This window comes from Halorubrum rutilum (assembly GCF_042665015.1).
GTDB lineage: Archaea > Halobacteriota > Halobacteria > Halobacteriales > Haloferacaceae > Halorubrum > Halorubrum rutilum.
Genome location: NZ_JBHTBL010000001.1, coordinates 490159 through 512000, shown reverse-complemented (window position 1 = coordinate 512000; position 21842 = coordinate 490159). Strand labels below are relative to the sequence as shown.

Below are 21842 nucleotides of genomic sequence, written 5' to 3'. Positions count from 1 at the left end.
CCATTAGCACGCGCCGCGAGGAGACGCGGGCATGACCGATCCCACCCCCGCGTCGCTCGCGGAGCGCGTCCGCGACGGCGAGGTCCGCTTCCACGAGCTCGAAGAGCACGCCGACGCCGACACGGCCGCGGCGGCCCGCCGCCGCCTCGTCGCGGAGACCGCGGACGCCGACGTCGACGTCTTGGGCGACTACGCCTTCGACGCCGCCGACGCCCACGGGTCGAACGTCGAGAACATGATCGGCGCCGTGCAGGTGCCGCTCGGCGTCGCCGGCCCCGTCTCGGTCGACGGCGGCGCGTTCGCCGGCGAGCGCTACCTCCCGCTGGCGACCACGGAGGGCGCGCTGGTCGCCTCGATCAACCGCGGCTGCTCGGTCGTCAACGACGCCGGCGGGGCGACCGCCCGGGTGACGAAGAGCGGGATGACCCGCGCGCCGGTGTTCCGCGTCGCCGACGTGGCCGAGGCGGAGGCGCTCGTCGCGTGGGTCCGCGACAACGAGGGGACGCTGCGCGAGGCCGCCGAGTCGACGACGAGCCACGGCGAGCTGCTCGACGTGACGCCGTACGTCGTCGGCAACAACGTCTTCCTCCGGTTCCGCTACGACACGAAGGACGCGATGGGGATGAACATGGCCACCATCGCGACGCGGGAGGCCTGCGACGCGATCGAGGCCGAGACGGACGCCTCGCTCGTCGCGCTCTCCGGGAACCTCTGTGCCGACAAGAAGCCCGCCGCGATCAACGCGGTCGAGGGCCGCGGCCGCTCCGTGAGCGCCGACGTCGAGGTCCCCCGCGAGGTCGTCGAGGACCGGCTCCACACGACCCCGGAGGCGATCGCCGAGATCAACACCCGGAAGAACCTCGTCGGCTCCGCGAAGGCCGGCGGGCTCGGCTTCAACGCCCACGTCGCCAACGCGGTCGCGGCGATGTTCCTCGCCACCGGACAGGACGAGGCGCAGGTCGTCGAGGGCGCGAACGCGATCACGACCGCGGAGGCGACGCCGGAGGGCGACCTCTACTGCTCCGTGTCGCTGGCGAGCCTCGAAGTCGGGACCGTCGGCGGGGGGACGACGCTCCCGACGCAGGCCGCCGGGCTCGACGTGCTCGGCGTCCGCGGGGGCGGCGACCCCGCCGGGAGCAACGGGGACGCGCTCGCGGAAGCGATCGCGGTCGGCGCGCTCGCGGGCGAGCTCTCGCTGCTCGCGGCGCTCGGCTCCAGACACCTCTCCTCGGCGCACGCGGACCTCGGACGATAGGGCGGCCGCGGTCGCCTCACCGGAACGCGCTCAGTCCGACCACCGGTCGCAGTCGTCGCGGAGCGCGTCGCGGCCGGCGTCGGTGACGCGGAAGACCGCCTCGCCGGTCACCCGCTCGACGAGCCCCGCCCCGTCGAGCGCGTCCAGCCGCGACTCGACGTGTTCGACGTACAGCCCCGTGTTGCTCGCGACGAACGCGGGGTAGTCGGTCCCGACGTCGTCGAGGTACGCGAGCACCCGCTCGTCGGAGCGGGTGAGCGCGAGTCCGGAGCGGTCGGGGTCGGCGCCGTCCTCCTCGGGCGGCGCGTCCCTCCCCGAGCCGGCGGTCGGCGCGTCTGACGCTGGCATGCTACCCGTGTTAATGCATACCAATATAAAGAGTATTGCGGCCGTTCCCGGTCCCTGGGAGGCGGCGAAAGGGAAAGCGGCGTGCGTCGACGTCGGTCCCTCGTCACCCGCCCCGGCCGACTCGCTCTCGTCGCCGATCCTCAGTCGTCCGCGCCGGCCGACTCGCCCTCGGGGCCCGGGGTGTCGGGCGACCGGTCCGGCAGCATGGGGGAGCCGTCGGCCCGGGGACCGAGCCGCGGCCCGTGGGGGCCCTCGTCGGGGTCGATCCGGCGGCGGGTGCGGTAGTCGGTGGAGCGCTCGACCGGGGTGCGACCGATCGCCGCGATCATCTCGACGTAGTCGTCGAACGACCGGTACTCGCCGTACTCGCCGCCGGCCCGCTTCGTGATCTCCTCCGAGAGGATGGTGCCCATGAAGTCGTCGGCGCCGCAGTTGAGCAGCTTCAGGCCGTGGGCGTCGCCCGACTTCACCCACGAGGCCTGCACGTGGTCGACGTTGTCGAGGAAGAGGCGGGCGACCGCCACCACGAGCTCGTCCTCGTCGCGCGAGGGGCCGGAGTCGACGACGCCGTGGCGGTAGAGGGGGGTGTTCTGATGAATGAACGAGAGGGGGACGAACTCCGTGATCCCCCCGGTGCGGTCCTGGAGGTCCCGGATCACTTTCAGGTGTTCCGCGCGGTGTTCGACGGTCTCGACGTGGCCGTACATCATCGTCGAGGTGACGTCGAGCCCGGCCGCGACCGCGCCCTCCATCGCCGCCACCCAGTCGTCCGTGCGGATCTTGCCCGGGCAGATCACGTCGCGGACCTCGTCGACGAGGATCTCCGCGGCGGTGCCGGGCGCCGAGTCGAGCCCGGCCGAAGCGAGCTCGCGGTACACCGCCTCGTACTCCCAGTCGGTGCCGCGGGCGGCGTGGTACGCCTCCTCCGGCGTCATCGAGTGCAGGTGGACCCCGCCGACGGACATCGCCTCGATCTGCTCGACGTAGGTGCCCGGGTCGGTGTCGTACCGCTCGGGCGGCTTGTAGTTCACCGCGCTCGCCGGGTCGTCGTACGCCGAGAGGACCTCGTGGTGCGCCTCGTTCAGCGCCAGCGCGGGGTGGAGCCCCGACACCGAGCACACCTCGTAGATCCCCATGTCGAGGGCGTCCTCGACGATCCGGCGGGACTCCGCCGGGGGCTTCGTGAACCCGGCGTGGTCCGCGTCGCTGTCGGCCTCGAACGCGTGCGCCGAGTCCTTGAAGTTGCAGAACAGACAGCCCGTGTTGCAGGCGGTCGTGACGTTGTTGTTGAGGTTGGCGACGAACGTCACCTCGTCGCCGACCGCCTCGCGGCGCCGCCGGTCCGCGGCCTCCAAGACGGCCTCCTTCCGGACCGGGTCGATCCCCGCCCGGTCCGTGCCGGTCGCGAGGAGCTCGGTGGCGTCGTCGACCGTGAGCCGGGTCCCGTCGCGGGCCTTCGCCAGCGCGTTCTCGAACGACTGGTCGGTGGCGGGGTCGTCGAAGCCGAAGTCGTCGTCGAGCGCGGCCGCGTCGCCGGCGGCCGCGTCGGAGTCCCGCGCCGAAGTCATGTGGTAACCGTCCCCGCCCCACGACCAAAAGCGGGACGGTCACGGCATCCCCTCTCAGAACCGTGATACGGGCCGCACGCGCGAGATACGAGCGAAATGGAGGCCCGAACCGCCGCCGGCGACATGGGATATAAATTAGAGAGATTCACTCGACTTCGTATTTAAACGAACGCGGTGGCGCGTGCCGGTGAGCGGCCGGCAGGCCGCGAACCGCACGCGCGAGGGAGCCCGCGGCCGCCGATGGCGGCCGCGGCGAGGCTGGGGAGGCGTGAGGTGCGGTCGCCGTGCGGTGCGGGCGGGACTCAAAGGGGCAGTCGCGAGGACGAAGCACGGCGACGGAAGCATCGCAGCGAGTGAGCGAAGCGAACGAGCGCGGAGCGCACCGAGCCGCGCGAGTCGTCGCGGCTGGGGCTTTGGAGGTGTTCGCGGTGAAGTAGCTAAACACGTATCACCGAGCGGCTGGGGCTTCGAGGTCAGTCACCGCGTCAGCAGCGATTCATAAATGAACGGCCACGATTCGAAGCACGTTCGCGGTAACCCCGACTTATCGCGCCAGTTCCCGATCCTCGTCGGCGTGCGCGCGGACCCAGAGCCGGCCGATCCGCGAGAGTGTCGTCCGGTAGGACTTCCCGTGCGCCTCCTGCTCGATGTACCCCTTCCCGCCGGGGCCGAGCCGGTCGACGTTGTAGATCACCTTCGAGCGGAACGAGTCGGTGTACTCCTCGTTGAGGTCGTCCGCGAGCGTCTCCGCGAGCTCGGAGACGGAGGCGAACTCGCCGTGCTCGCCCAGCGTGAAGAGCACGAGCTCCTCGAACGGCTTGACGTTCTGGAAGGAGGCGACGGGCAGCTCGATCACGTGGCTGTCGCCGATGCGCTTCGCGCCGATGGTGGTGCCGCGCTCGTCGAACTCCGCTAACAGCGACGTCGTCGTGTCGAGCCGGTCGGCGACGCGGTCCTCGTCCACCGCCTCGCCGTCGACCGCGTCGCGCTCGACCAGCTCGCGCAGGAGGTCGCGGTTCGCGCGGAGCTCCTCCGCGAGCTCGGTCTCCAGGTACTTCTCCGGGGCGGTGTAGTAGGTGTGGATGCGGTCGCGGTCGGCCTGCCGCTCGACCATGATCGAGTGGGCCGCGGTCGCGAACGCGAACGAGACCGGTCGGGGCATCGAACAGAGGTTCACCCACACCTCGCGGTCGTCCGCGTCGTCAGAGTCGCCCTCGACGCCGTCTCGGTCCAGCTCCGCGTTGATCAGGTCGTAGGCGCGCTCGAAGGCGGCGTCGTAGTCGTACACGTCGGTCAGGCGCTCACGGACGGTCTCGGCGCCGAGCAGGTTCCGAAAGTCCTGTTCGAGCTTCCGGGCGATGTTCCGCGAGTACTCGACGTTGGCCTCGCTGCCGACCGTCCCCTCCAGGAGGATCACCCGGTCGACGTCGAACTGGTCCCGGATGAGCGGGGCGATCATGCGGTCGTAGTCGAAGCCGACCGGCACGATGTGCGTCTGCATACGTGACGGTACGCCGGACCGGTTATATATCTCCTCAAGAGGCCCCGTTCCGACGACCGTGCGAGAGACGGACCGCGCCGCCGATCCCGAACGATAGTGATGATTACAATAGTACATAATGGACTTTTTGAGAGCATAAATTTACATTTCGAGTTCTTTTTCTACGTGCGACCACAATCGAATACCGTAATGGGAGTTAGCAAGTCGAATATCGAACACGGCCCCGAGCGACTGAAAGACACTCCGCGACCCGAGGACCTCGACGCGGCGACCAGCCCGGCCGCCCGCCTGCTGGCGTGGCTGCGCTCCTGACGCCCCTCTCCTCGTCGCGTTTCTCCCCCGTTCCGAACGGCGATTCCGAGCCGGAGACGGGACGCCCCCGACGCGCTTAACACGCTCGCCCCCTCGGCTTCGCCATGGAGCGCGCGCCGAACGTCTTCCTGCTGTCCGCGGACTCGCTGCGCGCCGACGCCTTCGCCGGCGCGGCCGAGCGCCTCGCGGACGAACTGGACGGGACGCGGTTCGCTACCGCCGTCGCGCCCGCCCCGTTCACGGCCAGTTCCGTTCCGGCACTCGCGACCGGGCGATTCGTCGACGGCACCGACTCCGAGGGCGAGGCGGCCGGCGGCTCGGGCGACGCCGGCGACGACGCCCCGTCGCTCCTCGCGCGGTTCCGCGAGGCGGGCTACGAGACGGTGCTGCTGACGGACAACCCCCTGATCCGGCCGGCGCTCGATGAAACAGGAGGGGAGGACGAAGCGACCGAGGGCGGACTGACGGCGCGGTTCGACGAGGCGCTCCCGCGGTCGCTGACGCGGGTCGTCGAGCGCGGCTACTTCGACGCGGTGTGGCCGCTCGCGCGGCGACTCGGCCTCCTCGGACCCTACTACCGGTCGGCGACGACGCTGCACGACCGCGCCGAGGAGCGGCTCGCCGCCGCGGACGGCCCGGTCTTCTGCTGGATCCACTACATGGACACCCACACCCCGTACTGGCCGCCGACCGACGCGCCCCCCGAGCCCGGCGACTACCGGACCTCGGCGCGGAGTCGGAGCCTCGCCGTCCGCGGCGTCGACGCCGTCGACCCGGCCGACCTCGGTCCGATCCGGGCGCTGTACGACCGGAGTTGCGACGCGCTCGGGGCGGCGGTCGAGCGGTTCGTCGCGCGGCTCCGCGACCGGGGTCACTACGACCCCGACCGGGACGTGCTCGCGCTGACGGCCGACCACGGCGAGAACTTCGAGCCCGACCGCGGGCTGATCGGTCACGTCCCCGCGGCCTCCTGGGAGTCGCTCGTCCGCGTCCCGCTGGTGGTCGCCCGCCCGGACTGGCCGGCGTCGGTCGTCGCGGACCAGGTCTCGCTGATCGACCTCCCGCGGATGCTGGCGGTCCCGGCGACGGCGGCGACGGCGGCGGCGGCCGACGGTCCCGGGCCGGCGACCGCGCCCTCGCCCCCGTCGTTCGCCCGCGAGCACGCCTTCACGGTCGCCAGGACCCTCGGCGCGACGGACCTCGTCCACGGGGTCCGCCGGGACGACGGCGAGAAGCTGTTCGGGCGGCGGACCGCCGACGGGATCGACGCGCTGCGGACGGTCGCCCCGAGCGACGACCCGGCGGCGGAGCGGGTTCGCGAGCGCCGCCCCCCGGACGCGGCGCCCCGACCGGACCCCGAGTCCCTGTCGGCCGTCCTCGCCGCGCGCGGCGGTCCCGCGGGCGAGGCGCGAGACGCCGAGCGGTACGACGAGGCGCAGCTCCGCGCCCTCGGCTACCTAGAGTGACCGGTTCGGACGGCCGATTCCGACGATCGAGGCCACGACCGATCCCGACGACCGCGACCGGTCCCGGCGGCCGCGATCGCGACGGATTCCTGACGCGGAAGCGGTAACGGTAATCCCCCGGCGCGAGAAGGGACCGTATGGACGCACGCATCCGCGAGCACGCCGAGATCATCGCCGACCACTCGACCGGCATCGAGTCCGGCGACGACGTCGTCATCCAGCTGCCCGCCGAGGCCGAGGACCTCGCGGTCGCCCTCCACGAGATCTGCGGGGACCGCGGCGCCAACCCGGTGTACCTCAACTACTCGAAGCGCGCCCAGCGCGCGTTCAAGCGCAACTCGGACGAGTTCACCGAGCCGGAGCACCGGCTCGCGCTGTATCGGGAGGCCGACGTGTTCGTCATCGCGCGCGGCGGGGCGAACGCGACCGAGGACGCCGACGTCGACCCCGAGACGAACGCCGCCTACAACCGCGCGATGGAGGACGTCAAGCGGACGCGCCTCTCGAAGACGTGGTGTCTCACGCAGTACCCGACAGCGAGCCACGCGCAGCTCGCCGGGATGAGCACCGAGGCGTACGAGGACTTCGTCTGGGACGCCGTCTCGCTCGACTGGGACGAGCAGCGCGCGTTCCAGGCGGAGATGGTCGCGATCCTGGACGACGCCGACGAGGTCCGGATCCGCTCGGGCGAGGGGACGGACGTCACGCTCGACGTGTCGGGGAACCAGACGCTCAACGACGACGGCGAGGCGAACCTCCCGGGCGGCGAGGTGTTCACGGCGCCCGTCCGCGACGGGGTTGACGGCGAGGTCCACTTCGACCTCCCGCTGTACCGCTACGGCCGGGAGATCGACGGGATCCGGCTCCGGTTCAAAGATGGAAAGGTCGTCTCGCACTCCGCCGAGCGCAACGAGGAGCTGCTGACGGGAATCCTCGACACCGACGAGGGCTCCCGCCGGCTCGGCGAGCTCGGCATCGGGATGAACCGCCAGATCGACCGGTTCACATACAACATGTTGTTCGACGAGAAGATGGGCGACACGGTCCACATGGCGGTCGGCTCCGCGTATCCGGAGACGGTCGGCGAGGGGAACGAGATCAACGAGTCGGCCGAGCACGTCGACATGATCGTCGACATGAGCGAGGACTCCGTCATCGAGGTCGACGGCGAGGTCGTCCAGCGCGACGGGACGTTCGTCTTTGAGGACGGGTTCTGAGGGATCGGCCGCAAGCGGAGTCGACGACCGTCCTCGGAGACGCGGTTTTTTTGCTGCAGATTTTCGCCGGCCTCGCTCCGCTCGCCCGGCAAAAAGGTGCGACTGGGACGTTCGTCTTCGAGGACGGGTTCGGAGGGATCGGCCGCCGATCTGGACTCGCGGGTCGTCTCGCTTCGGCGTGCGGCTTTATACGGCGGTGTGACGTACGTCACGCCATGCCTGAAGAAGTCCTCTTCGAGTCGGAGAGCCGTCGGAGCCGCGAGGAGATCGCCGCGTACCTCCGAACGGTCGTCGAATCGCTGGAGTCCGGGAGCGACGTCACGTTCGCGCGCGGCGAGGAGTCGGTGACGATGGAGATCCCGACCCGGCCGACCTTCGAGGTGAAGGTGGAGCGCGAGGGCCCCGCCGACGGTCCCGGCGAGCTGAGCGTCGAGTTCGAGCTGGAGTGGGACGAGGGCGGCGAGAGCGGCGGCTCCGGCGGGGAGTTAACGATCGAGTAATCGCGGCGGGGCGTCGACGACCGAGCGATCGGAGCGAAACGGGGTCGACCTACGGGACGCCGCCAGGGACCTCGACGAAGGCGTCCCGCGCGGAGAGGTTGTCGAGCGTGTCGTCGACGCGGTCGCGGACCGACTCCATGCGCTCGATGAGCTCCTCGTACTCCTCGGTGCCCGTCGTGCCGGCGGCCTCCAGGGCGGCCTTCTTCGACGCCAGCGCGAAGAACTCCTGGCTGTGCGCGTCGAACTCCGCGCGGTGCAGGAGCACCTCCACGAGCGTGAGGAGGTCCTCCTTCGTCACCGGCTTCGTCTTGTAGTCGTCGAACGGCATGTCGACGATGTCGACGTCGGGCTCGACCGCGGTCAGCATCGCGACGCGGGCGTCGTAGCCGGCCTCGCGCATCGCCGAGAGCACCTCGTGGCCGGACAGGTCCGGCATCCGCCGGTCGAGGAGGACGACGTCGACCGACTCGTCCATCCGCTCCAGCGCGGCCTCCCCCCCAGTCGCGATCCGGACGTCGTACGCCGAGTCGAGGTATACCCGGTACAACTCGGCGAGGTCGGGCTCGTCGTCGACCGCGAGCACCGTCGCCGGCGTCTCGTCGCTCATGGTCGGGCGACCTCGGCCCGCGAATCGCCCGCCGGGAACGTTGGACCGACGCGATCGACCGCTGTTCGTGCGCTCATGTCACGGGCTACGAACGCGGCCTGTTAAAACGTTGACCCGCGGTTCTCAGCGCTGATAGCCGCTCCGGTCCGGCCGCGGGCGCGGAGGGACGCTCCGCTCGCGGCCGGGGCGGGGTTTCAGTTCCGCGGTCGAACCGGCGAACGGCCGTGACCCAAAGGCACATTTACGCGCGCTTCGTATCGTGGAGTAACGAATGTCTCACAGCCCCTCACTGCCCGACCGCCCCCGTCTGGAACTCGATCCGGAGATGAGCGAGACGGAGCGGCTCGAAGCGATCCGCCAGCACTACCGGCGGATCCTCCAGGTGAACGAGGAACTGGAGCAGCGGCTCGACGACGCGCAGGGCCGCCGCGGCGAGCTGAAGACCGACGTCGACGAGCTGAAACGCGAGAACGAGGTGCTGAAGACCTCGTCGCTGTACATCGCGTCGGTCGAGGAAATCACGGACGACGGCGTCGTCATCAAGCAGCACGGCAACAACCAGGAGGTGCTGACGCAGGCGTCCACCCGGCTCGACGAGAACCTCCGCCCCGGCGACCGCGTCGCGATCAACGACTCGTTCGCGGTCCAGCAGGTGCTCGACGACGAGACCGACTCCCGGGCGCAGGCGATGGAGGTCACCGAGTCCCCGGACGTGGAGTACGCCGACATCGGCGGCATCGACGACCAGATCCGGGAGGTCCGCGAGGCCGTCGAGGACCCCTTAGAGAACCCCGAGCAGTTCGAGACGGTGGGCGTCGAACCCCCGAGCGGCGTCCTCCTCCACGGCCCGCCGGGCACCGGCAAGACGATGCTCGCGAAGGCGGTCGCCAACGAGTCCGACGCGACCTTCATCAAGATGGCCGGATCCGAGCTCGTCCGGAAGTTCATCGGCGAGGGCGCGCGGCTCGTCCGCGACCTCTTCGAGCTGGCCGCCGAGCGCGAGCCCGCCGTCATCTTCATCGACGAGATCGACGCCGTCGCCGCCAAGCGCACGGACTCGAAGACGTCGGGCGACGCCGAGGTCCAGCGCACGATGATGCAGCTGCTCTCCGAGATGGACGGCTTCGACGACCGCGGCGAGGTGCGGATCATGGCCGCGACGAACCGCTTCGACATGCTCGACGAGGCGATCCTGCGTCCCGGCCGCTTCGACCGCCTCATCGAGGTGCCCGAGCCCGACGCCGAGGGCCGCGCCCGCATCCTGGAGATCCACACGCAGGACATGAACGTCGCCGAGGGGACGGACGTCTCCGAGGTCGCCGCGGACCTGGAGGGGTACAGCGGCGCCGACATCGCCTCGCTGGCGACCGAGGCCGGGATGTTCGCGATCCGCGACGGCCGGACCGAGGTCACGCAGGCCGACTTCGAGGCGGCCCGCGAGAAGCTGCAGGACGCGGAGAAGGAAGAACAGGTCATCAACTACCAGTATTAGACGTACTGGTCAACGGTCGGTTTCGGGTTTTACGTCGTTTCTGGCGGTCGATCGGCGGGGAAGATCGCGACACCCCCAACCGCTTGTTTATAAATGGTTGCTGATGGGTCACCGGTGAACACCTCCAAAGCGCCAGCCGCTCGGCCATACTCTGTTGAAGTCGCTGTGACAGAGAACACCCCCAAAGCCCCAGCCGCGACGGCTCGCGCGCCTTGCTGCGCTCCTCGCTCGCTACCGCTCGCTGCGGTGCTTGCTGTGGCGTGCTTCGCCCTCGCGGCTACCCCTTTGAGTCCCACCGCACAGCAACCGCAACCTCACGCCTCCCCAGCCTCGCCGTGGCCGCCGATGGCGGCCACGGGCTCCCTCGCGCGGCGCTCCTCGCGGCCGCCCTCGGCGGCCGCTCGCAGGCGCGCGCCACCGCAGTTGTTGAAATAATCCGCGTCGGCCGGCCGCCCGAGTACAGCCGCTCCGTAACCCCTTAGCACGCGGACCGCCGACCTCACCTCGATGAACACCATCCACGTCGCCGGCGGCGTCGGCGTCGCCGACACGGCGATGGCCTCCTACGACGCCGCGCTCGCGGACGCGAACCTCCACAACTACAACCTCGTGGCGGTCTCCTCCGTGGTCCCGGCTGAGGCGACCGTCGAGGCGGTCGCGGAGGCCCCGGACCTCGGTCCCGCGGGCAACCGCCTCACCGCGGTCGAGGCGCGCCGCACCGTCGGCCCGGACGACGAGGTGGACTTCCGCGAGGGGGGCCGCGCCGGCGCGGAGGACGCGGGCTCGAAGCGCGCCCCGCGCCGGCGTCCCGGCGTCGCCGCCGGGCTCGGCTGGGCGACCGGCCCCGGCCCCGGTCTCTTCTACGAGGTGACCGGCGAGGACCCGGACGACGTCCGCGAGCGCATCGAGGCCGGGCTCGACGCTGGCGGAGAGCTGCGCGACTGGGCGCTCCCGGACCGGGAGGTACGCGTGGAGACGGCGGCCTCGGCGCCGGGGCGGTACACCACCGCGGTCGTGATCGCGGCGTACGGCGAGTCGGAGCCGATCCTGTGACCGGAGCGGGCTCGGCCGCCCCGCCGAGCGGATCGCCCCCGCCGACGCCTTTTTGAACCGGCTCCGCGTACGAGACGTGTCTTCGATGAACGGCAACAACCCGTACGCCGGGGCACCGGGCGTGACGAACGCGGGCGAGCCCGCGGCCGTCGACCTCTCCCCCGATCAAGAACGGCGCCTCCGGCGCGCGGTCGCCGGAATCGTTTCGCGAACCGAGTCGTACCTCCCGGACAGCTACGCCGTCGGCTCCGAGCTCTCGGTCGGCTCGAACGGGCCCCAGGCGACCGTCGCGGTCAACCCCCCGGCCGGCCACCCCGTCTCGGCCGGCTTCACGCCCGACCCCGACGAGCTGGAGGCCGGCATCGCCGACGCCGACACCGACGAGGTCGCCCGCGGGCTGGCCGCCAGCGCCGCGATGCAGGTGATGGACGCCGTCGGCGACGTCACGCCGACCGCGAAGTGAGGCCGGGCTACTCGGCCGACTCCTCCGCAGAGCTCTCCGCCGTCTCTTCCGTGGACTTCTTCGCCGTCTCTTCCGCCGACCTCTCCGTCGGTTCCTCCCCTGACCCCTCCGTCGCAGTCGCTCCGTCCGTCGCCGACGCCGGCGGCTCCATGACGCCCCGCACGCGGCCGTAGATCCCGAATATCTCCTCGTAACCCTGCTCGCTCGCGAGGATCGGGACGATCCCCTCCTCCTCGACGCGGTGGGTGTACACGTCGTCCTCGGCGAACACCGACCCCGGCGGGATCGCCTCGAAGTTCGCGAAGTGGACGCGCGGCTCGCCGCCCCCCTTCGGCACCTCCTCATCGCCCGCGACGACGGTCGTCTCGGTGAACGTCGGCGGCTCGTCGTCGAGCGCGCCGTGCGCCCGGAGGAACGCCAGGCACGCCTCGTAGCCGAACGCGACCGCCTCCTCGCTCCCCTGTCTGCCGACCTCGATCGAGACCGTGTGCGGGACGACCGAGTCGAGCGTCGTCGACCGCAGCTCGCCGGAGTCGACCACGTACTCCACGGGCATGCCGGTCACGCTCCGGCGCACGGACTCGGTCGGGTCGCTGTAGATCGCGAACGGCGGCGGCGCGCTGTGGGAGGTGTGGAGCGCGAGCACCGCGTCCATCCCCTCCAGCTCGGCCGCGAGCCGCGGCGCGAGCGCCCGCTCGTACTCGTCGCTGTCGGGGTCCCCCGGGAAGACCCGGTTCAGGTCCGCGTCGGTGTACCGGGTCCCCGCCGCCAGCGCCGGCTCGTTGGCGACGATCAGCCTGACGCCGCCGCTCCCCGCGCCCGTCTCGTCGAGTTCGTCGGCGAGGCGCCTGACGATCCGCTCGCCGGCCGGCTCGTCGCCGTGGATCCCGCCGACGATCGCGACGCGAGCCGAGCCGGCCGACCCGCGCTCGATCGTTTCCATGGCACACCGTACGAGCCGGTCGAATAATAAAGGGTAGCCGTCCGATCGCTCCTCGGCGGCGGCCGTTCGTCGACGGCGGCCGCTCGCCGCCGACCAGCCCTCACCAGCGGTGGTGGACGTGCTCGCGGACGTGCTCGTCGTACACCTCGCGGACCGTCTCGTGCGCGTCGTCGCCGAGCCCTGAGCGGTCGCTGACGGCCGCGTTCGCGCGGACGTGTTCGGGGGTCGTCGACCCCGGGATGACGGTCGAGACGGCGTCGTGGTCGAGGATCCACCGGAGCGAGAACTGCGCGAGCGAGAGGCCGTCGCCGGCCGCGTCGGTCGGGTCGGCGCCGACCGCGTCGGCGCGCTCCGCGAGCGCGTCGGCCGCGTCAAGGCCGGTCTCGTAGGGGATCCCCGCGAACGTCTCGCCCACGTCGAAGGCGTCGCCGTCGCGGTTGTAGTTGCGGTGGTCGTCCTCCGGGAACTCCGCGTCCCGCGAGAGCGCGCCGGTCAGCAGGCCCGAGGCGAGCGGCACCCGGCAGATCACGCCGACGTCGCGGTCGGCGGCCCGGTCGAGGAACAGCTCGGCCGGGCGCTGGCGGAAGGGGTTGAAGATGATCTGGACCGACTCGACGCCGGGGTACTCGACCGCCTTGAGCCCCTCCTCGACGCGCTCGACGCTGACGCCGTACTCCGCGATCCGGCCCTCGTCGGCGAGCGTCGCCAGCGCGTCGAACGTCTCCGGTCGGTAGTAGACGTCCGTCGGCGGGCAGTGGAGCTGGACCAGGTCCAGCGTCTCCACGCCGAGGTTCTCGCGCGAGCGGTCCACGAACCGCCGGAGGTTCGCCTCGGTGTAGCCGTCGGCGACGTGGGGGTCGAGGCGGCGGCCGGCCTTCGTGGCGACCGTCACGTCGCCGCGCGCGATGTCGCCTTCGAGGACCGCCCCGAGGATCTGCTCCGAGCGCCCGTCGCCGTAGACGTCGGCGGTGTCGAAGAAGTCGATCCCGGCGTCGCGGGCGGCCTCGACGGCCGCGACCGCCTCCGACTCGCTCACGTCGCCCCAGTCGCTCCCGATCTGCCAGGAGCCGTAGCCGACCTCGCTGACCGCGCCGACGTCGCCGAGCTCGCGATGGTTCATGTTCACCCCCACCTGATCGGGGCGACGGCAAGGGCGTTCCGGAGGCGGAACCGCGGAGTGAGAGGCCAGTCACGAAGACGACGGTTACGAACGGATCGCGGTGGCGCGTGCCTGCGAGCGGCCGACAGGCCGCGAGCCAGCACGCGCGAGGGATGCGGTGAGTGAGGGGCGACCGGAGGGAACCCCGAGCGAACCGCGAGGCTGGGGAGGCGTGAGGCGCTGTGCGGTTGCGGTCGGGTGGGACTCAAAGGGGCAGCCGGCGAGGCGGGGGCTTTGGCGGTGTTCACCGACGGTCCGAGATCAACTACGTACCGCCGAGCGACCGAAACAGCAGACGTATTATCATCGGCGTCACGCACGTCTCACAGCGACTGCACGAGCAGCACCACGTAGATGACGGCGTTGTAGACGCCGTGCGCGAGCCCGGGAACGATAACGTTCCCCGTGCGCTCGTAGAGGTAGCCGAGCACCGCGCCGAGCACGACGACGACGGCGACGTAGGCCCACTGCTGGCCGGGCGTTCCGGAAACGGAGGGCAGGTGGATCAGCCCGAACGCGAGGCTCGCGAGCAGGATCGACGGGACCGCGCCGAACGCGCGTCGGAGCCCGCCCTGCACGACCCCGCGGAACAGCGCCTCCTCGACCGGGCCGACGACGAGCAGCGAGACCGCGACCATGACGAGGTAGTACGTCACCGGGTCGCCGTCGGGCACGACCGCCTGGTTCTGCCCGGTCGTGAGCCCGATCTCGCCCAGCACGAACAGCGCGCCGTACTGGAACGCGAACAGGACCGCCCCGCCGACGACGACGAGCCCGGCGTCCCGGGGCGTCGGCCGGGAGACGCCGACGAGCTCCCACTGGTCGGTGATCGCGAGGTACCCCGCGACCGCGACGAGGAACCCGGCGAACTGCAGCAGGGTCCGGAGCACCTGAAGCCCGGTCGTCTCCGCTCCGACGAGCCCGAGCGAGACCGCGAACTCGGAGACGGGCGTCGTCACCGCGCCGGCGACGAAGACCGCGAGGAAGACCGCGAACGCCGCGCTCGCGACGCGGAGGATCCGGTTCGCCGGCTCGGACAGCGACTCGCTCATTGGCGGCCGTACGGCGTGCGGGCGTTTATCGGCACCGGAAGGGGAACGGGCCTGCGGCCGACCGAGCCGACCTCAGGAACCGTCGACGCGCAGCTCGCGCTTGTCGGCCACGGCGTCGGCCTCGGGGAAGTCGCCGCCGCCGAGCAGCCCCCGCGCCGCCTTCTTCCCCCACTCGACCGCGGGCTGCGTGAACGTCGAGACGCCCGCGAGCTCGCCGTACAGCACGCAGGCGGCCTCCATCTCGTAGAGCAGTCGACCGAGGTTCCGCTCGTCGACGCGGTCGATCTCGACGCGCAGGTTCGGCACGTCCGCGGCCGCGAGGCTCGCCTCGGTCGCCTCGAACTCGGCGTCCAACAGTTCGCCGAGCGACGAGCCGCCGAGGTACGCCAGGCCGTCGAGGTCGGTCTCCGGGATCGGCGCCTCGGCGCGCTCGGTCGGCCGGATCAGGGAGACCAGCTTGTCCGGCGGGCCGGCGCGGTATAACTGGAGCTGGGAGTGCTGATCGGTCGCGCCGAGCGCCCGCGCCGGGGTCTGACCGAGCCCGTCCTTGCCGAGGCTCTCGGCCCACAGCTGCGCGAACCACTCTGCGAACGTCTCCAGCGACTCCGCGTACGGCATCACGGCGTTCGTGAGCGCGCCGCGCTCCGCGAGCGCGTACGTCGCCGCGCCGTAGGCGTACGCCGGCGTCTCGAACAGCGACCCGGACAGGCTCTCCATCGCGTCGCGCCCGCCCGCCAGCACGGCCTCGACGTCGTGGCCCTGCAGCGCCGGCACCGCGAGCCCGACGGTCGAGAGCGCGGAGAAGCGCCCCGGCACCCCGTCCGGCACGTCGAGCGCGGGGAGGTCGTGGGCGTCCGCGAGCGCCCGGAGGTTCCCCGCCTCGCCGGTCGTCACGAGCGTGCGCTCGGTCCAGTCGACCCCGGCCGCCGTCATCGCCTCGCGCACGACGAGGAAGTTCGCGAGCGTCTCCGCGGTCGTCCCGGACTTCGAGACGACGTTGACGACGGTGTCGGCGAGCGGGAGGCGGTCGAGCAGCGCCCGGGTCTCGTCCGGGTCGACGTTGTCGAGGAAGTGGGCGTCCACGTCGCTATCGAGGGCGTTCGCGATCGTCGCCGCGCCGAGCGCGCTCCCACCGATCCCGACGGTCAGGACCGCCTCGGGGCGGTCGAAGCGATCGGTCGTCGCGCGGATCGCGTCCGGATCGGCCGTCTCCGGGAGCGTCAGCGCGGCGTAGCCGAACTCGTCGCCGGCCATCCCGGCGGTGATCCGACCGTGCGCGTTCGCCACGCGCTCGTCGAGCCGCTCCAGCGTCTCGCGGGTGAGTCCGGGCGTCGTCTCCAACGCGTTGCCGAGGTCCACGTGCATACCTCACCACGCGGACGAGCGAGACATAAAACCGGCCGGTGCGGCCGGGCGCGCCCGCCGACGGACGGGCGGCGCCCCCGCCCGCGCCCCTCAGTCCGCGGGGATGACCGACTCGTCGTCGCCGAGCGCGGGCCGCCCCACCCACCGGTCGAACGCGAGCGGCCCGGAGCCGAGCGTGAAGACGGCGGAGGCCATCCCGAACAGCGCCACGTGGGCGAGGACCGGGTCGTCCGGGAGCCCGAACAGCGTCGTCGTGAACAGCGCGAACGAGAGCGCGGCCGCGCCGCGGGTGAAGAAGCCGAAGATCAGCGCCAGCCCCACCGCCATCTCGGTCACGCCGGCGCCGACGACCCACAGCCCGGGGTCGACGGGGACGACCGACGTGAGGTCGTACTTCTCGACGACCCGTAACGCGCTGCCCGGGTCCGCGAGCTTCTGGATCAGCCCGAGGTAGACGAACGAGACGCCCATGCCGACCCGTAGCACCGTCGGGACGTACCGCCGCAGGGGCGCGGTCGACTCGTCGAGGAACGCCTTCAGGTGGTGGACGGGGTCGATCCGGCCGTAGTACGACCCCGGCGTGCTCGCCACCTCCAACAGCATGTCGTCGGCGCTCGGGCGCCCGCCGCCGAGGACCGCCAGCGCGACGAGTATCGGGACGTACTCCACCGCGAGGACGACGAGGGAGTCGACGGCGAGGAACACCCACGCGTACGTCGCCAGCCCCGCGACCGAGACGATCCGCGTCGCGAGCCCGAAGAGGAGACAGAAGCCGAGCCCGATGAACAGCACCCGGAGGAGCGGGCTCGCCCCGGGGTCGAACGAGAGCGTCGGCGCGAACAGGTACCCCTGGAAGCCGGCGCCGACGAGGGGGAGCCCGACGGCGAGCCGCAGCATCCACGGGACGAGGTCGCCGTAGCCGGCGAGCTTCTCGCGGAGGACCACGACGTCGACGATCGTCGGGCGCACCCACAGGTAGGCGGCGATCCCGGCCACCGCGAGGAGGCCGGACCCCGCGAACAGCGCCGCGTTGAACGGGTCGGAGAGCACCTCGGCGGTGAACGCGACCGCGTCGAGCGGATCGCCCGAGTCTTCGGTGACGTAGTCCACGTGGGCCGCGACCGGCCGCGCGACGAGCGTCGCGAACAGGGCGAACGCGGCGACGGCGACCGATCGAGAGCGAACGGACATACCCCCTCCTACGGGCCGGACGCACCTAACGGTATTTCTTCACGGACGTTCGAGAGCGACCGCGAAACGGTCGATCTCGCGAGAAGGGGGAGACGGGAGAGATGCGGCGGGGGAGGGGACGCGGCTCGCGGGACGGACCCGCCCTACGGCGCGCGGGCGACGACCGCGAACGTCTCCGTGCGCGTCGACGCGGAGTCGACCTCGAAGCCGGCCGCCTCCAGCGCCGCGACCGCGTCGCCGGCGGCGAACCGCTCGTCCGTCGGGGGCCCGTCCGCCCCGTCGCCGTCGGCGGTCCAGTCGAAGGTGACGAGCGGGCCGCCGGACCGGACGACGCGCGCGAGCTCCGCGACCGCCGCGTCGCTCGCGAACTCGTGGTACGTCATCGTCGAGACGGCGCCGTCGAGCTCGCCGTCCGCGAACGGGAGGTCGGCCACGTCGCTCGCGACGAGCTCGACGTTCCCCGGGACGCCCTTCTCGCGGTATCGGTCGTGCATCTCCGGCTGCAGGTCGACGCCGTACACGGTCTCGACGTGCGGAGCCAGGTCGTCGGTATAAAAGCCCGTGCCGCTGCCGAGGTCGGCGACGACGTCGGCGCCCGCGGCCGCGAGCGGGCCGATCAGCTCCTCGGCCGACACCCAGCGGTAGCGGTCGGGACGCTCCAGCTCCGCCGCCCGGTCGACGTCGAACGTGTGGAACCCCATGTGCGGTCTCGGGCGGGGAGCGGCAAAACCCGTCCGGTCGGCGAGGGTCGCGGCGGGGCGGGGAGCCGGCCGACCGCGGGGGGTCCGAGCGGCGACCGCGGGGCGGTCCGAACGGCGCCCCCGCGCTCACCACTCCTCGGCGAGCGCGTCGACGAGCCGGTCGACCTCGGCCTCGGTCGAGACGGCGTGGATCGAGGCGCGCACCGCGTCCGGATACGGCAGCGAGCGGACGACGATGTCCCGATCGGCGAGGCGCTCGACGGTCGCCTCGGGGTCGTCGACGTCGACCGTGACGAGCCCGCTCTCGAACTCGCGTGGGCTCAGGAGCCGGTCCTCCGGGATCCCTTCCTTGAACCGGTCGGTGAGCGCCTCGATCCGGGACTCGATCGCGTCGACGCCCACCGCGTCGATCGCGTCGAGCGCCTCGGCGAGGCCGACGTGGGCGGCCGCGGTCGCCGTCCCGACCTCCAGCCGCGGCGCGCCCGGCTTGTACTCGATCTCGTCGGCGTCGGGGTCCTCGACGCCGCGGTAGCCGACGGCGCGGGGGGCCAGCTCGGCGGCGGCGTCGCGGTCGACGTAGAGGAAGCCGGCGCCCCAGGGGCCGAGCGTCCACTTGTGGCCCGCGGCGGCGACGGCGTCCGCGCCCCACGCCGACACGTCGAGCGGGACCTGGCCGGGCGACTGGACGGCGTCGACGAGCGTGAACGCGCCCGCGTCGTTCGCGGTCTCCACGAGGTCGGCGACGGGGAGCCGCGTCCCGTGCGTCCACGTGATCGCGCTGAAACAGACGAGCCGCGCGTCGGCGACCGCCTCGGCGTACTCGTCGGGGTCGATCCGGCCCCCCTCGGTTTCGAGCACGCGGACCTCGACGCCCTCGCGTTCGAGCCGCTTCCACGGTAAGATTCCGGCCGGGTGCTCCAGGTCGGTCCGGACGACGACGTCGCCCGGCTCCCAGTCGATCGCGCCGGCGATCCGCGTGATGCCGTCGGTCGTGCTCTCCGTGAGGGCGACCTCGTCGGCGTCGGCGCCCACGAACGCGGCGATCCGGTCGCGGACGGACTCGTACGTCTCGAACGCGTGACCGTACGGGTCGGTCGTCGCCGAGCCGTACTCGTGGTCGGCGATGAACTCGGAGGCGGCCTCGACGACGTACTCCGGGCTCGGGCCGTGCGCGCCGAAGTTGAAGTACGCCGCCTCGCCCAGCGCCGGCACGTCCGCGCGCAGCTTGCGGGCCGTCATCGGCTCTCGGCCGGCCGTGCCGTCTCCGGCGGTCGCCGCGTCCGGCGGCGTCGCCGCGTCGCCGTCGCGGTCGGGCATTCAGGCGGCGTGCTCCGCGACCGCGGCCGTCAGGTCGTCCTCGCTCTGCGCGCCGACCGTGCGGTCGACGAGCTCGCCGCCGGCGAACACCAGCAGCGTCGGGATGCTCTGGACCCCGTACTCGGCCGCGAGCGACTGGTGGACGTCGACGTCGACCTTCACGACGGCGGCGTCGGTGTTCGCGGCGACCGCCTCCACGGCGGGCTCCATCATCTGACACGGGCCGCACCAGTCGGCGTGGAAGTCGACGAGCACCACGTCGTGCTCGGCGACGATGTCGTCGAAGTCGTCGGGGTCGGACAGCTGGATCGGTTCCGCGGGAACGGGTTCGGTCGAACTCATGGTCGCCCCTACGCTCCCGACGCAGATAATAGCTTTGGGCGAATCACACAATACCGTGCGGACGACTGTCACTGGCGCCCGTCGGGCTCGCCGGAGTCGGCGACGGGCCGGCGACGGGCCGGCGACGGGTCGGCGACGACCGCTACTCGCGGGGCTCCTCGTCGGCGTACCGGTCCGGCAGGTACGGCGTCAGCGCCGCCGGCACGAGGGGGATGACGAGCGCGGCGAGCTCCGCGAGGTGCCGGCGGAAGGCGGCGTAGACGGCCGCGACGAGCAGCGTTCCGAACACCACCAGCCGGAGGGGGCCGTCGACTAAGACGAGGAGCGGGAGCGACAGCCCGACGGCGAGCGCGAGGTCCTCGGGGGCGCCGTCGTACCTCACGCCGGCGCGCGGCGCGACCCACCGCTTCCGGTGGTGGTCGTACACCGCGCGGTCGGAGTTCCCCTCCCACGGCCGCAGCTCCAGCCCGCCGCCGTACACGTCCGAGACGCTGTGGAGCGCCGCCCCGAGCAGGAACAGGGCCGCGGCCACGGTGACCGCCGAGGGGGCCGCCAGGGCGACGACGAGGGCGGCGACGGCGGCCGCCGAGTAGTAGACGGGGTAGTGGAGCGCCTTCCGGTGACCGGTGTACATGTCAAGGTCGGGGAACAGCCCGCCGAGGAAGCCCGCGACGAATCCCACGGTCGCCAGCTCCGGCGCGACGCGCGCGAGCGGCGCGGCGAGGAGCATCCCGGCGAGCACGTGGGTCGGCAGCATCATCGTGGCGGGACGAACGCGACAGCGCGGTATTAACGTGTCGGGAGGCGCTCCGGTCTGCGGATCGCCCGGGCGACAGGGTTGTTACCTCCCGCCCCGAGTATCGGGCATGCTCATGACGCCGGGGCCGACCGCGGTCCCCGAACCGGTTCGCGAGGCGATGAGCCGCGAGCTGATCAACCCCGACGTGGACCCCGAGTTCGGGCGGATATACGACCGGGTCACCGACCGCCTGGCGACGGTGTACGGGGTCGGGCCGGGCGGGAGCGGTGAGGCCGGCGGGCCAGGCGGGAGCGGCGCGGGCGACGCCCCCTCCCGCGACGTCGTCGTCCCCGGCGGCGAGGGGATCCTGGGCCTGGAGGCCGCGGTCGCCTCGCTCGTCGAGCCCGGGACCGAGGTCCTCTGCCTCTCGAACGGGCTGTACGGCGACGGGTTCGCCGACTTCGTCGAGTCGTACGGCGGCGAGGCGACCCTCGTCTCGGCCGACTACGACGAGCCGCTCCCGCTCGCGGCGCTGGAGTCGACGCTCGCGCGCGCGGACGCCGACTTCGATGTCGCGACCCTGGTCCACTGCGAGACGCCCACCGGGACGCTCAACGACCTCGGTCCCGCGCTCGACCTGCTCGCGGAGGCCGACGATGAGGTCCTCACCGTCGTCGACGCGGTCTCCTCGCTCGGCGGGGTGGAGGTGCCGACCGAGCGGATCGACGTCTGTCTCGGGGCGTCTCAGAAGTGTCTCAGCGCGCCGCCGGGGCTCACCACGGCCGCGATCAGCGACCGCGCGTGGGCCGCGATGGAGGCGCGCGACCCGCACTCGCTGTACACGAACTTCCTCCCGTGGCGGGACACGTCGGAGGGGTTCCCGTACACCCACCTGACGACCGAGGTCGTCGCGCTCGACGCGGCGCTCGGGCTGTGGTTAGAAGAGGGGCTCGACGCGGTCCGGGAGCGACACCGGAAGGCCGCGGCGCGGTGTCGCGAGCGCGGGGCGGAGCTCGGGCTGGAGCCGTACCCGGCGCCGGAGCGCAGCTCGCCGACCGTGACCGCGTTCCGCACGCCCGGGCGGGCCGCCGAGCTGCAGGCGCGCCTGCGCGAGGAGCGCGACGTGCTCGTCGCGACGGGGCTCGGGGAGCTGTCGGACGACGTCCTGCGGATCGGTCACATGGGCCACAACGCGCGGGTCGAGCGAGTGGACGAGGCGATGGACGCGCTGGCGGACGTGTCGTAGGTCGG

Annotated in this window: 23 protein-coding genes; 9 read left to right on the top strand and 14 right to left on the bottom strand. The window is 71.9% G+C overall.

Annotation, left to right across the window (positions count from 1 at the left end; all coding sequences use genetic code 11):
* Positions 1–31 precede the first annotated feature (31 nt).
* Positions 32–1255, top strand: coding sequence for a hydroxymethylglutaryl-CoA reductase (NADPH) (hmgA, locus tag ACFQMF_RS02775; RefSeq protein WP_256407585.1), 1224 nt, complete (start codon positions 32–34; stop codon positions 1253–1255).
* Positions 1256–1285: 30 nt separating this feature from the next.
* Here the strand turns inward: hmgA and ACFQMF_RS02770 are convergent, their stop codons facing one another.
* The 3 genes from ACFQMF_RS02770 to ACFQMF_RS02760 form a co-directional block, all read right to left on the bottom strand.
* The gene (locus ACFQMF_RS02770; protein WP_256407584.1) at positions 1286–1603 is read right to left on the bottom strand and encodes a DUF2250 domain-containing protein; all 318 of its coding nucleotides are present in this window, start codon (positions 1601–1603) and stop codon (positions 1286–1288) included.
* A gap of 140 nt (positions 1604–1743) precedes the next feature.
* Positions 1744–3171, bottom strand: coding sequence for a 7,8-didemethyl-8-hydroxy-5-deazariboflavin synthase subunit CofH (gene cofH / locus ACFQMF_RS02765; protein ID WP_256407583.1), 1428 nt, complete (start codon positions 3169–3171; stop codon positions 1744–1746).
* 544 nt (positions 3172–3715) lie between these two features.
* Positions 3716–4672, bottom strand: a complete 957-nt coding sequence (locus ACFQMF_RS02760) for an HFX_2341 family transcriptional regulator (RefSeq protein ID WP_256407582.1) — start codon at positions 4670–4672, stop codon at positions 3716–3718.
* A gap of 189 nt (positions 4673–4861) precedes the next feature.
* Here ACFQMF_RS02760 and ACFQMF_RS02755 point away from each other — a divergent pair, with 189 nt between their 5' ends.
* From ACFQMF_RS02755 to ACFQMF_RS02740, 4 genes are all read left to right on the top strand, one after another.
* Positions 4862–4984, top strand: coding sequence for a hypothetical protein (locus tag ACFQMF_RS02755; RefSeq protein ID WP_256407581.1), 123 nt, complete (start codon positions 4862–4864; stop codon positions 4982–4984).
* 104 nt (positions 4985–5088) lie between these two features.
* A complete protein-coding gene (locus ACFQMF_RS02750; protein ID WP_256407580.1) occupies positions 5089–6450 on the top strand; it encodes a sulfatase-like hydrolase/transferase in 1362 nt (453 codons plus the stop codon).
* Between the two features lie 137 nt (positions 6451–6587).
* On the top strand, positions 6588–7667 hold the full coding sequence (locus ACFQMF_RS02745) for an aminopeptidase (protein ID WP_256407579.1): 1080 nt from the start codon (positions 6588–6590) through the stop codon (positions 7665–7667).
* A 215-nt stretch (positions 7668–7882) separates the two neighbouring features.
* On the top strand, positions 7883–8167 hold the full coding sequence (locus ACFQMF_RS02740; protein ID WP_256407578.1) for an amphi-Trp domain-containing protein: 285 nt from the start codon (positions 7883–7885) through the stop codon (positions 8165–8167).
* Positions 8168–8216: 49 nt separating this feature from the next.
* Here the strand turns inward: ACFQMF_RS02740 and ACFQMF_RS02735 are convergent, their stop codons facing one another.
* Positions 8217–8774 carry a response regulator gene (locus tag ACFQMF_RS02735; RefSeq protein WP_256407577.1) on the bottom strand — a complete coding sequence of 186 codons (558 nt, stop codon included), beginning with the start codon at positions 8772–8774 and terminating at the stop codon, positions 8217–8219.
* A 271-nt stretch (positions 8775–9045) separates the two neighbouring features.
* On the opposite strand from ACFQMF_RS02735, the gene pan2 reads away from it, so the two are divergent.
* Positions 9046–10266, top strand: a complete 1221-nt coding sequence (pan2, locus tag ACFQMF_RS02730; RefSeq protein WP_256407576.1) for a proteasome-activating nucleotidase Pan2 — start codon at positions 9046–9048, stop codon at positions 10264–10266.
* A gap of 314 nt (positions 10267–10580) precedes the next feature.
* Here pan2 and ACFQMF_RS02725 read toward each other — a convergent pair whose 3' ends face one another.
* Positions 10581–10784 (bottom strand): hypothetical protein, encoded by a 204-nt coding sequence (locus ACFQMF_RS02725; protein WP_256407575.1) that lies wholly within the window; start codon positions 10782–10784, stop codon positions 10581–10583.
* Between ACFQMF_RS02725 and ACFQMF_RS02720 the strand changes: the two genes are divergently transcribed.
* Together ACFQMF_RS02720 and ACFQMF_RS02715 are read left to right on the top strand one after the other, a co-directional pair.
* On the top strand, positions 10774–11319 hold the full coding sequence (locus tag ACFQMF_RS02720; protein ID WP_256407574.1) for a pyruvoyl-dependent arginine decarboxylase: 546 nt from the start codon (positions 10774–10776) through the stop codon (positions 11317–11319). The two genes, ACFQMF_RS02725 and ACFQMF_RS02720, sit on opposite strands and share 11 nt — an antisense overlap.
* 85 nt (positions 11320–11404) lie before the next feature.
* Positions 11405–11782, top strand: a complete 378-nt coding sequence (locus ACFQMF_RS02715; RefSeq protein WP_092563984.1) for a DUF5811 family protein — start codon at positions 11405–11407, stop codon at positions 11780–11782.
* Between the two features lie 7 nt (positions 11783–11789).
* Here ACFQMF_RS02715 and ACFQMF_RS02710 read toward each other — a convergent pair whose 3' ends face one another.
* The 9 genes from ACFQMF_RS02710 to ACFQMF_RS02670 form a co-directional block, all read right to left on the bottom strand.
* The gene (locus tag ACFQMF_RS02710) at positions 11790–12725 is read right to left on the bottom strand and encodes a M14 family metallopeptidase (protein WP_256407573.1); all 936 of its coding nucleotides are present in this window, start codon (positions 12723–12725) and stop codon (positions 11790–11792) included.
* 100 nt (positions 12726–12825) lie between these two features.
* Entirely contained in the window at positions 12826–13845 is a 1020-nt protein-coding gene (locus tag ACFQMF_RS02705; protein ID WP_256407572.1) for an aldo/keto reductase, read from the bottom strand.
* Positions 13846–14207: 362 nt separating this feature from the next.
* Positions 14208–14936: a CPBP family intramembrane glutamic endopeptidase gene (locus tag ACFQMF_RS02700; protein WP_256407571.1), complete on the bottom strand. Its 729-nt coding sequence runs from the start codon at positions 14934–14936 to the stop codon at positions 14208–14210.
* A 72-nt stretch (positions 14937–15008) separates the two neighbouring features.
* Positions 15009–16301 carry a glucose-6-phosphate isomerase gene (locus tag ACFQMF_RS02695; RefSeq protein WP_256407570.1) on the bottom strand — a complete coding sequence of 431 codons (1293 nt, stop codon included), beginning with the start codon at positions 16299–16301 and terminating at the stop codon, positions 15009–15011.
* Positions 16302–16391: 90 nt separating this feature from the next.
* The gene (locus ACFQMF_RS02690) at positions 16392–17492 is read right to left on the bottom strand and encodes a DoxX family protein (protein WP_256407569.1); all 1101 of its coding nucleotides are present in this window, start codon (positions 17490–17492) and stop codon (positions 16392–16394) included.
* A 143-nt stretch (positions 17493–17635) separates the two neighbouring features.
* Positions 17636–18193: a class I SAM-dependent methyltransferase gene (locus ACFQMF_RS02685; RefSeq protein WP_256407568.1), complete on the bottom strand. Its 558-nt coding sequence runs from the start codon at positions 18191–18193 to the stop codon at positions 17636–17638.
* A gap of 126 nt (positions 18194–18319) precedes the next feature.
* The gene (locus ACFQMF_RS02680; RefSeq protein ID WP_256407812.1) at positions 18320–19432 is read right to left on the bottom strand and encodes an aminotransferase class V-fold PLP-dependent enzyme; all 1113 of its coding nucleotides are present in this window, start codon (positions 19430–19432) and stop codon (positions 18320–18322) included.
* A gap of 78 nt (positions 19433–19510) precedes the next feature.
* Positions 19511–19852 carry a thioredoxin gene (trxA, locus tag ACFQMF_RS02675; RefSeq protein WP_256407567.1) on the bottom strand — a complete coding sequence of 114 codons (342 nt, stop codon included), beginning with the start codon at positions 19850–19852 and terminating at the stop codon, positions 19511–19513.
* A 142-nt stretch (positions 19853–19994) separates the two neighbouring features.
* Entirely contained in the window at positions 19995–20612 is a 618-nt protein-coding gene (locus ACFQMF_RS02670) for a metal-dependent hydrolase (protein ID WP_256407566.1), read from the bottom strand.
* Positions 20613–20718: 106 nt separating this feature from the next.
* Here ACFQMF_RS02670 and ACFQMF_RS02665 point away from each other — a divergent pair, with 106 nt between their 5' ends.
* On the top strand, positions 20719–21837 hold the full coding sequence (locus tag ACFQMF_RS02665; protein WP_256407565.1) for a pyridoxal-phosphate-dependent aminotransferase family protein: 1119 nt from the start codon (positions 20719–20721) through the stop codon (positions 21835–21837).
* The last annotated feature ends 5 nt before the right edge of the window (positions 21838–21842 follow it).